Origin of the sequence: Citrobacter sp. RHB25-C09 (assembly GCF_013836145.1) — a bacterium.
Lineage (GTDB): Bacteria > Pseudomonadota > Gammaproteobacteria > Enterobacterales > Enterobacteriaceae > Citrobacter_A.
The window spans coordinates 1,782,654-1,796,538 of record NZ_CP057483.1; the positions used below are offsets into that span (position 1 = coordinate 1,782,654).

A 13,885-nucleotide genomic window follows, 5' to 3' on the forward strand; every position below is an offset into this window, starting at 1 on the left:
GCCTACAACATCAAATCGAGAATTTTTTACCACCGCGATGGGCGGTTGAGGTCTGACCGTTAGCGCCATAGAGCGACGGTTCCTGATAGGGCTTCAGCACATTCAGCGCCTGTTGATTACGCTCAATCTGACTTTCCAGCAACCAGCCGTTGTGTTGATTCAGATCGCGCAGGTGCTGCGTTTTATGGGTTATTGACTGCCAGCGTTCGGCATTATCGTCATTGCCCGGGTGCTGAGCATTTTGCTCAGCACGTCGCTTCTGCTCCAGATAATCAAGCGTCGCCAGCAGCGAGCTTTTTTCTTCTGTAATACGCTGCAACTGGCTGCCATTGATATGACCAACAGAAAGCTGCTGCTGTTCAGCATCCATCACCTTCTTCAGGTCATCGAGAACAGACAGCATATGTTCAAGTACTTCTGACAGGCTGGTCATACCATTAGTTACTCTGCAGGTAGCTCTGGGTCTCACGGATCAACGCATCGGCGATTTTCCCCGTGTCCATCTTCAGCTCACCGTTACGAATGGCTGTTTTCAGCGCTTCGACGCGGCTGGTATTAATGTCGCTGGTGCCCGGCTGCATCAATTTTGCCTGGGCATCACTCAAGGTCACGCTGGTGCTGGTGGCCGCAGAGGTTTTTTCCTTAAGCGCTTTTTGTACTGGCGCATCGTTGGTTTCACGCGACTGGACGGTGCTAACGGGTTTCAAAGGTGAGGTCCGGTCAATGCTCATTTTTTAATCCTCATTGAGGGGCTGGGCTGTAGCGATCAGCGTTCATCATTTGTTGATTTACCTATCGGCAGTCGCTACAGAATCTTTAGCCTATTATAGATTAATAAGAATATTCCCATCAGGGTCAACAATACCGCTGACAACCTGACCCGATAACATCCTCACTCGCACATTTTGCGCCACTGCGGCGTTATTTAACGCCTTACCTTCCGCATTCACGCTAAACCCATCGCCGGTCGCTACGACCTGCACTCGCTGACCTGCTTTGATGCGCCATGCCTGACGGAGCATATTGAGCTGAACCGGCTGCCCGGGGGCCAGATCGCGCAGACTCACCGCGTCCTGTACCTGATTAATATCCAGAATAGTGCGCGGGGGGAGCTGGTCCAGTCGACCACGTTTAAGCGTCACGCTGGCCTGACTCAGGGTACCACCGCGCGCAACCGGAACCGCCGCCACAACATAATGACCTGTCGCCTGAACGTTAACCTGAATATAGCGCTTTTCATTGTTACAGCGCGCCAGCACATTGACGTTGCCCCACAATTTCGCGCTGCCCGTCACGCTCAGCGTGGGCGTCTCGCAGTGTGGAAGCAGGTTTGGCGCGGTACGGATGGTCACCACAACTTCATCGCTGAACCCCGCCAGACGCTGGGCAAACCAGTCATTCAGCAGTGCGTTGAGATCCTGGGCGTGGGACAGGGGACTGAACAGCAGCGCCAGTATGGCGATTCCACGAATGAGCGTTTGCATTGTCACCCCCGTTGATTAAGCAATGGCAGGATTTTACCTGTGTGACGCGACCATCAACGCAATAAATAGCGACGCATTTTGCGCTTATTCTGGCGATCACGCGCGCGTAATGGGATTTAAGCTGTTGGCTGAATTTTGTCACTTGCGGAGAAGATATGCTCGATAAGCTCGACGCCGCTTTACGTTTTCAACAGGAAGCGCTGAATCTTCGTGCCCAACGGCAGGAAGTCCTGGCAGCCAATATTGCTAACGCCGATACGCCGGGGTATCAGGCACGCGACATGGATTTTGCCAGTGAATTAAAAAAAGTCATGGTGCGTGGACGGGAAGAAACCAGCGGCGTCTCGTTGACGTTGACCTCAGCACAGCATATTCCCGCTAAGACCTTCTCATCGCCTTCAATGGATCTCCTTTACCGTATTCCAGACCAACCGTCCCTTGATGGTAATACCGTCGATATGGACCGGGAGCGGACACAGTTCGCAGACAACAGTCTGAAATACCAAACGAGCCTGACGGCGTTGAGTGGACAAATTAAAGGCATGATGAGCGTGCTACAGGGAGGAAACTAATCCGTGGCGCTACTGAACATTTTTGATATTGCCGGTTCGGCATTAACGGCGCAGTCCCAGCGTCTGAACGTGGCAGCCAGTAACCTGGCGAACGCCGACAGCGTCACCGGGCCGGATGGTCAGCCCTATCGTGCTAAGCAGGTCGTCTTTCAGGTTGATGCAGTGCCCGGCGCGGCAACCGGTGGTGTAAAGGTCGCTAATGTCATTGAGAGCCAGGCACCGGACAAACTGGTTTACGAACCGGGGAATCCGCTGGCCGATGCGAACGGCTACGTGAAGATGCCCAACGTGGATGTGGTTGGCGAGATGGTTAACACCATGTCCGCTTCCCGCAGCTACCAGGCGAACGTTGAAGTTCTCAACACCGTTAAAAGCATGATGCTTAAGACGCTGACGCTCGGTCAGTAAAGGAGACTGCTATGTCAATTGCCGTTAATGTTAACGATCCAACCAACTCAGGTGTGCCCGGCACCGGCGGCGGCAGCTCTCTGTCAGGGAGCAACTCGGCCGATTTACAGAGCAGCTTTTTGACGCTGCTGGTGGCGCAGTTGAAGAATCAGGATCCGACCAACCCGATGCAGAATAATGAACTGACCACCCAGTTGGCGCAGATCAGCACTGTCAGCGGGGTTGAAAAGCTTAACACCACGCTGGGCTCTATCTCCGGCCAGATCAATAACGCGCAGTCCATGCAGGCCAGCGCGTTGATTGGTCATGGCGTAATGATCCCGGGCACGACCATTCTTGCGGGTAAAGGCACCGAAGAAGGGGCCACGATCACGACGACGCCGTTTGGCGTTGAGCTCCAGCAGCCAGCCGATAAAGTCACCGCCACGATTACCGATAAAGACGGCAAGGTGGTACGGACCATTGAAATTGGCGCATTGAAAGCGGGTGTCCACGCCTTTACCTGGGATGGCACGATGACCGACGGCACGTCCGCACCGAATGGTTCCTATAACGTGGCGATTACCGCCAGCAAGAGCAGTACTCAACTGGTGGCGCAACCTCTGCAGTTCGCGCTGGTGCAGGGGGTTATCCGCAGTAACGGCGGCAATCTTCTCGACTTGGGCACCAATGGAACGACCACCCTCGACGAAGTTCGGCAGATAATCTAAGCCTTCACATTTATCAGGAGTAATCATGGCCTTTTCACAAGCGGTTAGCGGTCTGAATGCCGCCGCGACCAACCTCGATGTCATCGGTAACAACATCGCCAACTCCGCCACCTATGGTTTTAAATCTGGCACTGCATCCTTTGCGGATATGTTTGCGGGTTCCAAAGTCGGGTTGGGGGTAAAAGTTGCGGGTATTACCCAGGACTTCACCGACGGTACCACCACTAACACCGGACGTGGCCTCGATGTTGCCATCAGCCAGAACGGGTTCTTCCGCCTGGTGGACAGTAACGGCTCTGTTTTTTACAGCCGTAACGGCCAGTTTAAACTGGATGAGAACCGTTTTCTGGTCAACATGCAGGGTATGCAACTGACGGGCTATCCGGCCACCGGTACGCCGCCGACCATTCAGCAGGGGGCAAACCCAAGTGCGATCAGCATTCCGAATACCCTGATGGCGGCAAAAAGTACCGACACGGCGGCAATGCAGATCAACCTGAACTCCTCGGACAAAATCCCGACGAACGCGACGTTTTCACCTACGGATGCTGACAGCTATAACAAACGTGCGCCGTTGACCGTCTTTGATAGCCAGGGTAACCAGCACGATATCAACCTGTTCTATGTCAAAACCGGTGATAACACCTGGGATATCTGGACTCAGGACTCCAGCGTTGCCAACGCGCCGCTGGTGAAATCCGCACAGATGAAATTTGACCAGAACGGAACATTGGCCAGCGTAACGGGTTATACCGAAGTGCCGCCGGCTACTCCGGGTGACCCGTCTACCTGGACACTGAACGGTAAGCCGAACGCCTCACCATCGTTCCAGATCACCTCTGGTGTCGTCAATGGCGCGGTTCCGGCGGTACTGACCCTGAGCCTACAAAACTCCATGCAGCAGAATACTGGTGCGAACAGCGTGATCGGCACTACCCAAAACGGTTACAAGCCGGGCGATCTGGTCAGCTATCAGATTAACGATGACGGCACCGTGGTCGGCAACTACTCCAACGAACAGAAGCAGCTGTTGGGGCAAATCGTACTGGCAAACTTCGCGAACAATGAAGGTCTGGCTTCACAGGGCGATAACGTCTGGGCGGCCACGCAGGCCTCCGGCGTTGAGCTGCTGGGGACGGCGGGTACGGGCAACTTCGGTAAGTTGACCAACGGCGCGCTGGAATCCTCTAACGTGGATTTGAGTAAAGAACTGGTGAACATGATTGTCGCACAGCGTAACTATCAGTCGAACGCGCAGACAATCAAGACCCAGGATCAGATCCTCAACACGCTGGTTAACCTGCGCTAAGCGCCTGACGGGATAGCTTAATGGATCACGCAATCTATACCGCCATGGGGGCGGCAAGTCAGACGCTGAACCAACAGGCGGTGACGGCAAGCAATCTGGCAAACGCCTCAACGCCGGGCTTTCGTGCGCAGCTGAACGCGCTGCGCGCGGTTCCCGTTGAAGGTCTGACCTTGCCAACGCGTACCCTGGTGGTTGCCTCTACGCCGGGTGCCGACATGACGCCTGGCCAGATGGATTACACCTCGCGCCCGCTGGATGTGGCGCTGCAACAGGATGGCTGGCTGGCGGTGCAGACCGCGGACGGTAGCGAAGGGTATACCCGCAACGGCAGCATTCAGGTCGATCCCACCGGACAACTGACGATTCAGGGGCATCCGGTGATTGGTGAAGCCGGGCCGATCGCGGTGCCGGAAGGTTCGGAAATTACTATCGCTGCCGACGGGACGATTTCGGCGCTCAATCCGGGCGACCCGGCCAATACGGTCGCACCGGTAGGACGTCTGAAACTGGTGAAAGCTGAAGGTAATGAAGTGCAGCGTGGCGATGACGGTCTCTTCCGCCTTAGCGCAGCGGCACAGGCAACCCGAGGGCCGGTTCTCCAGGCTGACCCAACCATCCGCGTCATGTCTGGCGTACTTGAAGGCAGTAACGTGAATGCGGTGTCTGCCATGAGCGACATGATTGCCAGCGCCCGACGTTTTGAGATGCAGATGAAGGTTATCAGCAGCGTTGATGACAATGCCAGCCGTGCTAACCAACTGCTGTCGATGAGTTAATACAGGACACTTTATGATCAGTTCATTATGGATTGCTAAAACCGGCCTGGATGCGCAACAAACCAATATGGATGTGATTGCCAACAACCTGGCAAACGTCAGCACTAACGGTTTCAAGCGCCAGCGTGCGGTCTTTGAAGATCTGCTTTATCAGACGATCCGCCAACCGGGCGCCCAGTCATCTGAGCAAACCACGCTGCCGTCGGGCCTGCAAATTGGTACCGGCGTGCGTCCGGTCGCAACCGAGCGTCTGCACAGCCAGGGCAACCTGTCACAGACCAACAACAGTAAAGACGTGGCGATTAAAGGCCAGGGTTTCTTCCAGGTGATGCTGCCGGACGGGACCTCTGCTTATACCCGCGATGGTTCCTTCCAGGTCGATCAGAACGGTCAGTTGGTCACGGCGGGTGGTTTCCAGGTTCAGCCTGCGATCACCATTCCGGCTAACGCGCTGAGCATTACCATCGGTCGTGACGGTATTGTGAGCGTGACCCAACAGGGGCAGGCGGCACCGGTTCAGGTAGGCCAGCTTAACCTGACCACGTTTATGAACGATACCGGTCTGGAAAGCATTGGTGAGAACCTCTACACCGAAACGCAATCATCCGGTGCGCCAAACGAGAGCACGCCGGGGCTAAACGGTGCGGGTCTGCTTTACCAGGGCTATGTTGAAACCTCCAACGTTAACGTTGCGGAAGAGTTGGTCAACATGATTCAGGTTCAACGTGCTTACGAAATTAACAGCAAAGCGGTATCCACGACCGATCAGATGCTGCAGAAATTGACGCAACTCTAAGGTGTTGTCCGGTGAGGCGTGCGTCTCACCGGTCCCCTGATTCAGAAGATAAAGGCAATGCAAAAAAACGCTGTGCACGCTTATCCGATTATGGCCCTGCTGGTGGTTTCGCTTTCAGGATGCGCCTTGATCCCTTCCACTCCGCTCGTGCAGGGTGCGACGACGGCACAGCCCGTTCCCGGCCCGACGCCTGTGGCAAATGGATCCATCTTCCAGTCCGCGCAGCCGATCAATTACGGTTATCAGCCATTGTTTGAAGATCGCCGACCACGGAATATCGGCGATACGCTGACCATTGTATTGCAGGAAAACGTCAACGCGAGCAAGAGTTCTTCGGCTAACGCCAGCCGCGACGGTAAAACAAACTTTGGCTTTGATACCGTGCCTCGCTATCTGGAAGGCTTATTTGGCAACGCGCGAGCGGACGTAGAAGCTTCCGGCGGTAACACCTTTAACGGTAAAGGCGGGGCGAATGCCAGTAACACCTTTAGCGGCACGCTGACGGTGACCGTCGATCAGGTGCTGGTGAATGGCAACTTACATGTTGTGGGTGAAAAACAGATCGCCATCAATCAGGGTACTGAATTCATCCGCTTCTCTGGGGTGGTGAACCCGCGAACCATCAGCGGCAGCAACTCCGTTCCGTCAACACAGGTGGCGGACGCACGCATTGAATATGTCGGTAACGGCTACATTAACGAAGCGCAAAATATGGGCTGGCTCCAGCGTTTCTTCCTTAACCTGTCGCCGATGTAAGCGAGGTCTACCATGTTTAAATCTCTTGTTGGTCTGGTTTTGGTTCTGGCAACCACGCTGGCCCATGCCGATCGCATTCGCGATCTGACCAGCGTTCAGGGCGTTCGCGAAAACTCGCTGATTGGCTACGGTCTGGTAGTGGGGTTGGATGGCACGGGTGACCAGACCACTCAGACCCCGTTTACCACGCAAACCCTGAATAACATGCTCTCTCAGCTAGGCATTACCGTGCCGACCGGCACAAACATGCAGTTGAAGAACGTGGCTGCGGTCATGGTTACCGCCAGTTTCCCGGCTTTTGGGCGTCAGGGACAGGCTATTGATGTCGTCGTCTCGTCAATGGGTAATGCCAAAAGCCTGCGCGGCGGCACCCTGCTAATGACGCCGTTGAAAGGTGTTGATAGTCAGGTTTATGCCCTGGCGCAAGGGAACATTCTGGTGGGCGGCGCAGGAGCGTCTGCCGGCGGCAGCAGCGTACAGGTGAACCAGCTTAACGGCGGACGTATCACCAATGGCGCGATTATTGAGCGTGAACTTCCGAGTCAGTTTGGCACCGGCAATACCCTGAATCTGCAACTGAACACCGAAGACTTTACGCTGGCACAGCAGATTGCGGACACCATCAACCGCGGCCGTGGCTACGGAAATGCAACGGCGCTCGACGCCCGCACCGTGCAGATTCGCGTCCCCAGCGGTAACAGCTCTCAGGTTCGCCTGCTGGCGGATATCCAGAATATGGAAGTAAACGTCACGCCGCAGGATGCAAAAGTGGTCATCAACTCGCGCACAGGTTCTGTGGTGATGAACCGGGAAGTGACGCTTGATAGCTGCGCCGTGGCGCAGGGGAACCTGTCTGTGACAGTGAATCGTCAGGCTAACGTTAGCCAGCCGGATACGCCGTTTGGCGGTGGGCAGACGGTAGTAACGCCGCAAACGCAGATCGATCTCCGCCAGAGCGGTGGCTCGCTGCAAAGCGTGCGTTCCAGCGCCAACCTGAACAATGTGGTGCGCGCGCTGAATGCGCTGGGGGCGACGCCCATGGAACTGATGTCGATCCTGCAATCCATGCAAAGTGCAGGGTGCTTACGCGCCAAAGTGGAAATTATCTGATGATCGGTGACAGCAAACTGCTGGCCAGTGCGGCATGGGACGCGCAGTCCCTTAATGAACTGAAATCCAAAGCGGGTCAGGATCCGGCGGCGAATCTCCGTCCGGTGGCCCGCCAGGTTGAAGGTATGTTCGTACAGATGATGCTGAAGAGTATGCGGGAATCGCTGCCAAAAGATGGCATCTTCAGCAGCGATCAGACGCGTCTGTATACCAGCATGTACGATCAGCAGATTGCCCAACAGATGACCGCCGGCAAAGGATTAGGGCTGGCGGAAATGATGGTTAAGCAAATGACGCAGGGGCAGGCGCAGCCGACGGAGGAGGCGCCGCAGGTGCCGATGAAGTTCTCACTGGAAACGGTGACCAGCTATCAAAACCAGGCGCTGACGCAGCTGGTGCGCAAAGCCATGCCGAAAAACCCGGAAAATTTCGACGAACCGCTTTCTGGCGATAGCAAAGACTTCCTTGCGCAACTCTCCCTTCCGGCGCGACTCGCCAGTGAGCAAAGCGGCGTGCCGCATCATCTTATTCTTGCGCAGGCCGCACTGGAGTCAGGCTGGGGGCAGCGGCAGATTCGCCGTGAAAACGGTGAGCCGAGCTTCAACCTGTTTGGGGTGAAAGCGTCTGGTAACTGGAAAGGACCCGTGACGGAAATCACTACCACTGAGTTTGAAAACGGCGAAGCGAAGAAAGTGAAGGCCAAGTTCCGCGTCTACAGCTCGTATCTGGAGGCACTGTCAGACTATGTGGGACTGCTGACCCGCAACCCGCGCTATGCTGCCGTCACGAACGCCGTCACCGCCGAACAGGGGGCACAGGCCTTGCAGAATGCCGGTTACGCCACCGATCCCAACTATGCGCGTAAATTAACCAGCATGATTCAACAGCTCAAGTCGATGAGCGAAAAAGTGAGTAATGCCTACAGTAGTCAACTCGACAATCTGTTCTAAATGGCTCAAGTCCCGCGACCTGCTGCCGATAATAATGGGTAACTGATGTAAAAAAAGGAATCTCCATGTCCAGCTTGATTAACAACGCCATGAGCGGGCTGAGTGCGGCCCAGGCGGCGCTGAATACTGCCAGTAATAATATTTCCAGCTACAACGTTGCGGGATATACCCGACAAACCACCCTTATGGCACAGGCGGGTAGCACACTGGGTGCTGGCGGTTGGGTGGGCAATGGGGTTTACGTATCGGGTGTACAGCGCGAATACGACGCTTTCATTACGAACCAGTTACGTGCCGCGCAGAACCAGAGCAGCGGTCTGACGACGCGCTACGAGCAGATGTCGAAAGTCGATAACCTGCTGTCCAGCAAAACCAGCTCCGTTTCCACTACGCTTCAGGATTTCTTTACCAGCCTGCAAACGCTGGTGAGTAATGCGGAAGATCCGGCTGCACGCCAGACGCTGATTGGTAAAGCTAATGGTCTGGTCAATCAGTTTAAAACGACCGATCAGTATCTGCGCGATCAGGATAAACAGGTTAACACGGCAATTTCTGCCAGCGTTGAGCAGATCAATAACTACAGCAAGCAGATTGCCAGCCTGAACGATCAGATCTCGCGGCTGACGGGTGTAGGTGGCGGGGCGTCCCCCAACGATTTGCTGGACCAGCGCGATCAGCTGGTCAGTGAACTGAATAAAATTGTCGGTGTGGAAGTAAGCGTGCAGGATGGCCACACTTACAACATTACTATGGCGAATGGTTATTCGCTGGTGCAGGGCAGTAACGCTCGTCAGGTGGCAGCCGTCTCTTCGAGCGCTGACCCTTCGCGCACCACCGTTGCCTACGTCGATGCGCTGGCAGGCAATATCGAAATTCCTGAAAAACTGCTCACCACCGGTTCCCTTGGCGGGCTGTTGACGTTCCGTAGTCAGGAGCTGGATCAAACCCGAAATACACTGGGACAACTCGCGCGGGCATTTGCTGATGCGTTCAACGATCAGCATAACGCCGGTTTTGATGCGAAGGGCAATCCGGGTATGGATTTCTTCAGCGTCGGTGAGCCGGTCGTGCTGGTCAATAGCAAAAATACAGGAACCGCGACGGTGAGCGCTTCGGTAACTGACAGCGCTGCGGTGCAGGCCACAGACTATAAAATGGTCTACGATGGCGCAAAATGGCAGATCACCCGTCTAGCCGATAACACCCGCTTTGAAGCCACAGAGACGGGTGGGGTACTGGCGTTTGACGGACTGGAAGTGACGGTGGGTACCGGCGCCGCGAAGAACGACAGTTTTACCCTTAAGCCAGTCAGTGACGCCATCATCAATATGGGCGTGCTGGTGACCAACGAAACGCAAATTGCGATGGCGAAAGACAGTACGGCAGGCGAAAGCGATAACCGTAACGGCCAGGCGTTGTTGGATCTGCAAAGCAAAGGCACCACCGTTGGCGGCACCAAATCGTTTAACGATGCCTATGCCACATTAGTGAGTGATGTCGGCAGCCGGACGTCAACGTTGAAAACCAGCAGCACCACGCAAAACAACGTAGCGCTACAGTTGACGAAAGAACAACAGTCCATTTCTGGCGTCAACCTGGATGAAGAGTATGGCAACCTGCAACGCTTTCAGCAGTACTACCTGGCGAATGCCCAGGTGTTGCAAACCGCCAGTTCGATCTTTGATGCACTGCTGAATATTCGCTAAGGGAGCGGTCAATCATGCGTATTAGTACCCAAATGATGTACCAGCAGAATATGCGTGGTATCACTAACTCTCAGGCGGAATGGATGAGGTATGGCGAGCAGATGTCAACGGGTAAGCGTGTGCTTAATCCGTCTGACGATCCGATTGCTGCCTCACAGGCTATTGTGCTTTCGCAGGCGCAAGCGCAAAACAGCCAGTATGCGCTGGCGCGTACCTTTGCAACGCAGAAAGTGTCACTGGAAGAAAACGTCCTGAGCCAGGTGACAACCGCCATCCAAAACGCGCAGGAGAAAATCGTTTACGCGGGTAACGGTACGTTAAGTGACGACGACCGTGCATCACTGGCAACCGATTTGCAGGGTATCCGCGATCAGCTGATGAACCTGGCGAACAGCACCGACGGTAACAACCGCTTTATTTTTGCCGGTTATAAAACCGAAACGCCGCCGTTTGCCCAGGCTGACGGTGCTTACAGCGGTGGGACAGAAAGTATTACTCAGCAGGTTGATGCTTCCCGCACAATGGTCATTGGGCACACGGGCGATAAGATTTTCAACGCGATCACCAGTAATGCGATCCCGGAACCGAATGGAGATCCCTCTGAAACCAGTCTGTTCAAAATGCTCGACACGGCGATTGACGCACTGAAAACGCCGGTTGCCGATGATGAGACGCTGAAAGCACAGGCGAAGGAAACGATTGATAAAACCACCCGTGGTCTGAAGAACTCGCTGAACAATGTGCTGAGTGTGCGTGCTGAACTGGGAACCCAGTTAAGTGAACTGAGCACCCTTGACGCTCTGGGAAGTGACCGCGCGCTGGGTCAAACGCAACAAATGAGTAACCTGGTGGATGTGGACTGGAACGCAGCCATTTCCTCCTACGTCATGCAACAGGCGGCGCTGCAGGCATCTTATAAAGCATTCTCAGACATGCAGGGGATGTCGCTGTTCCAGCTCAACCGCTAATGTCACCGTTTTAAACATATCATGAAACTGGATATGTTTATTTCTACCCGCTCCACTTCACCCCGGAGCGGGTATTTTTTTATTCGTTACACTTTCGCCGGTTGCGTTACTGGCTGGCGTTTGCCGAGACGCCTGATGGTCAGCGCAATGAACCCACTGAGGGTGGCCAACGTGACGACGCCGTTCCAGTTTGCCAGCATATAGACCTGACTTCCCAGTACCGAACCCAGTGCCATCCCGATAAATACCACCGTGAACAGCAGAGCGTTAAGACGTCCCCTGGCCTGTGGCTCCAGGCTATAAACCAGGTTCTGATGTGCCACCAGGCTGGATTGCAGCCCAAGATCAAACCCAACCGCAGAGAATGCAATCAACAGCCATTGCCCCTGCACGGGTAACACAGGGAGCAGGAACATCAGCGCAAAAGAGATGGTCACCAGCAGGGCACCCAGTTGCGTGACCTTTTGTGCGCCAACTCTGTCCGCCAGATGACCTGCCAGCGGTGCGGCAAGCGCACCCGCGGCACCCGCGATACCGAACGCCCCCGCTGCTGCACTGCCCATCTGGTAATGGTCGGAAAGCATGATCGCAAGCGTAGACCAAAAGGCGCTGAAGGCAACCGAGAGGAAACCCTGTGCCAGTGCGGCACGGCGCAGAACGGGGTAACGTTGCCATAAATGTGCCATGGTCACCATCAGGGAGGGATAACTCAATGTGGAATGCACGGCAAAGGGGGGCAGCACTTTCCACAGCAGACCGCCTGTTAATGCAACGCTGATGGCTGCAAGCTGGTACATCTCCCGCCAGCCAAAGGTTTCACCGATAAAGCCGCTCACAGTACGTGAAAGCAGTATGCCAAGCAAAAGCCCGGTCATAACGGTACCCACTGTTTTCCCCTGTTTGCCTTCTGGTGCCAGGATAGCTGCTGCAGGGACGATGTCCTGCGCCATTGTTGCGGCCATCCCTAATAACAGACTGATGACAAGCAGGGAATGCAGTTGTCCGCAGAAGCTACAGGCAAGGAGGAGCAGGGCAAGCGCCGCGCTTTTCGTCAGGATCAGTTTCCGGCGGTCGTAGCGGTCACCAAGCGGCAGTAAAAACAGAATTCCCAACGCATAGCCTGCCTGCGTGAGCGTCGGTACCAGTCCCATGCCAGTCAAACTGAGGCGTAAATCCTGCCCCATTAACGGTAACAGTGGCTGTGCATAATAGATCGCGGCAACGCTAAATCCCGCGCCCAGCGCCAGAACAAAAATTAGCCAACGAGATGGTGTGTTCATTACATGGTCCTCAATCACAGGTGTGAGTCTATTTTTTGCTGACGGGCCGTAGTCTGGTAGCGGGCGAAGTGGTAAAACAGATATACATAGGGCGTATGAGCATATGAATTATGTTAAAGAATGAGCGTATAGACAGGGTGGAGCTGATGCGGACATTTGTCCGAATCGTCGAGGCTGGCTCACTCTCAGCGGCAGCCAGACAGTTGGCTACCACCCAGGCAACCATCAGTCGTCGTTTGCAGTCGCTGGAGGCGATGCTGGGCGTTAAGCTGGTTCTGAGAACCACGCATGCAATGAAGCTGACGGATGATGGTGAGCGCTGCTACGAGCATGCTAAACACATCATCGATGCCTGGCTGGCGCTGGAAGATGGCCTGAACGTCACTGAAGATGAGCCGGTCGGCACGTTACGCGTTCGGGCACCCCATGCTTTCGGCCAACAACAGCTTCTCGCGCCGTTGCTGGAGTTTTTGCAGCGCTATCCGAACCTGTCGGTCGAATGGATGCTTAACGATAAGAAGGTTGATTTTCTTGGCGACAATATCGATTGCGCTATTCGGGTCGGTGCGGAAGTAGACCCGGCTACGGTGACCGTGCTGCTCGCAGAGGTTCCACGCAGCGTAGTAGCGACGCCTGGACTACTGGAAAACTACCCGCACATCATTCAGCCTGAACAGCTTTCAGCCCTTCCCTGGATAGCGCTTAATACCTTTTATCAGTATAACGTCTCGCTGACGCATCGACTCAGTCGCGAGCCGGTCACTATTCCCATCGCGCCGCGCCTGAGCACAGACAGTATTTATGTGGCGCGAAATGCCGCGCTGGCAGGTCTGGGGGTCTCAGTGGTTTCCAGTTGGACGGTAGCCGAAGATGTTGCACAAGGAAGGCTGATTGAACTGGTGGCTGACTGGCAGGCTGCACCACTGCCGGTGCATCTGGTGTATCCATGGGCGCGATATTATCCCACACGCTTGCGCAAGTTTCTTGAGCTTATGAAAAAGGTGATGCCAGAACTGGCGGGAATGCGACGCCCCGAGGAGAAATAAAAAAGCCGACCCTA

16 protein-coding genes are annotated in these 13,885 nt (G+C 55.0%); 12 read left to right on the forward strand and 4 right to left on the reverse strand.

Annotation, left to right across the window (positions count from 1 at the left end; all coding sequences use genetic code 11):
• Nucleotides 1-10 precede the first annotated feature (10 nt).
• From flgN to flgA, 3 genes are all read right to left on the reverse strand, one after another.
• The gene (gene flgN / locus HVY19_RS08260; protein ID WP_181683843.1) at nt 11-433 is read right to left on the reverse strand and encodes a flagella biosynthesis chaperone FlgN; all 423 of its coding nucleotides are present in this window, start codon (nt 431-433) and stop codon (nt 11-13) included.
• 4 nt (nt 434-437) lie between these two features.
• Nucleotides 438-731, reverse strand: a complete 294-nt coding sequence (gene flgM / locus HVY19_RS08265) for a flagellar biosynthesis anti-sigma factor FlgM (protein ID WP_181683844.1) — start codon at nt 729-731, stop codon at nt 438-440.
• 93 nt (nt 732-824) lie between these two features.
• On the reverse strand, nt 825-1,484 hold the full coding sequence (gene flgA / locus HVY19_RS08270) for a flagellar basal body P-ring formation chaperone FlgA (protein WP_181683845.1): 660 nt from the start codon (nt 1,482-1,484) through the stop codon (nt 825-827).
• A 155-nt stretch (nt 1,485-1,639) separates the two neighbouring features.
• On the opposite strand from flgA, the gene flgB reads away from it, so the two are divergent.
• The 11 genes from flgB (at nt 1,640) to flgL (ending at nt 11,545) form a co-directional block, all read left to right on the forward strand.
• Entirely contained in the window at nt 1,640-2,056 is a 417-nt protein-coding gene (flgB, locus tag HVY19_RS08275; RefSeq protein ID WP_181683846.1) for a flagellar basal body rod protein FlgB, read from the forward strand.
• 3 nt (nt 2,057-2,059) lie between these two features.
• The gene (flgC, locus tag HVY19_RS08280; RefSeq protein WP_181683847.1) at nt 2,060-2,464 is read left to right on the forward strand and encodes a flagellar basal body rod protein FlgC; all 405 of its coding nucleotides are present in this window, start codon (nt 2,060-2,062) and stop codon (nt 2,462-2,464) included.
• 11 nt (nt 2,465-2,475) lie between these two features.
• Nucleotides 2,476-3,174 (forward strand): flagellar hook assembly protein FlgD, encoded by a 699-nt coding sequence (gene flgD, locus HVY19_RS08285; RefSeq protein WP_181683848.1) that lies wholly within the window; start codon nt 2,476-2,478, stop codon nt 3,172-3,174.
• Nucleotides 3,175-3,199: 25 nt separating this feature from the next.
• Nucleotides 3,200-4,483, forward strand: a complete 1,284-nt coding sequence (gene flgE / locus HVY19_RS08290; protein WP_181683849.1) for a flagellar hook protein FlgE — start codon at nt 3,200-3,202, stop codon at nt 4,481-4,483.
• Nucleotides 4,484-4,503: 20 nt separating this feature from the next.
• Nucleotides 4,504-5,259, forward strand: coding sequence for a flagellar basal-body rod protein FlgF (flgF, locus tag HVY19_RS08295; RefSeq protein ID WP_181683850.1), 756 nt, complete (start codon nt 4,504-4,506; stop codon nt 5,257-5,259).
• Between the two features lie 13 nt (nt 5,260-5,272).
• The gene (gene flgG / locus HVY19_RS08300) at nt 5,273-6,055 is read left to right on the forward strand and encodes a flagellar basal-body rod protein FlgG (RefSeq protein WP_006685087.1); all 783 of its coding nucleotides are present in this window, start codon (nt 5,273-5,275) and stop codon (nt 6,053-6,055) included.
• Between the two features lie 57 nt (nt 6,056-6,112).
• A complete protein-coding gene (gene flgH, locus HVY19_RS08305) occupies nt 6,113-6,811 on the forward strand; it encodes a flagellar basal body L-ring protein FlgH (RefSeq protein ID WP_181683851.1) in 699 nt (232 codons plus the stop codon).
• 12 nt (nt 6,812-6,823) lie between these two features.
• Nucleotides 6,824-7,921 (forward strand): flagellar basal body P-ring protein FlgI, encoded by a 1,098-nt coding sequence (locus HVY19_RS08310; RefSeq protein WP_181683852.1) that lies wholly within the window; start codon nt 6,824-6,826, stop codon nt 7,919-7,921.
• Nucleotides 7,921-8,871, forward strand: coding sequence for a flagellar assembly peptidoglycan hydrolase FlgJ (gene flgJ, locus HVY19_RS08315; protein WP_181683853.1), 951 nt, complete (start codon nt 7,921-7,923; stop codon nt 8,869-8,871). The genes HVY19_RS08310 and flgJ overlap by 1 nt, the downstream gene beginning before the upstream one ends.
• A 65-nt stretch (nt 8,872-8,936) precedes the next feature.
• Nucleotides 8,937-10,577, forward strand: a complete 1,641-nt coding sequence (gene flgK, locus HVY19_RS08320; protein ID WP_181683854.1) for a flagellar hook-associated protein FlgK — start codon at nt 8,937-8,939, stop codon at nt 10,575-10,577.
• 14 nt (nt 10,578-10,591) lie between these two features.
• Nucleotides 10,592-11,545 carry a flagellar hook-associated protein FlgL gene (gene flgL / locus HVY19_RS08325; RefSeq protein WP_181683855.1) on the forward strand — a complete coding sequence of 318 codons (954 nt, stop codon included), beginning with the start codon at nt 10,592-10,594 and terminating at the stop codon, nt 11,543-11,545.
• 86 nt (nt 11,546-11,631) lie between these two features.
• Here the strand turns inward: flgL and HVY19_RS08330 are convergent, their stop codons facing one another.
• Nucleotides 11,632-12,825: an MFS transporter gene (locus tag HVY19_RS08330; protein ID WP_181683856.1), complete on the reverse strand. Its 1,194-nt coding sequence runs from the start codon at nt 12,823-12,825 to the stop codon at nt 11,632-11,634.
• 110 nt (nt 12,826-12,935) lie between these two features.
• On the opposite strand from HVY19_RS08330, the gene HVY19_RS08335 reads away from it, so the two are divergent.
• The gene (locus HVY19_RS08335; protein ID WP_181683857.1) at nt 12,936-13,871 is read left to right on the forward strand and encodes a LysR family transcriptional regulator; all 936 of its coding nucleotides are present in this window, start codon (nt 12,936-12,938) and stop codon (nt 13,869-13,871) included.
• The last annotated feature ends 14 nt before the right edge of the window (nt 13,872-13,885 follow it).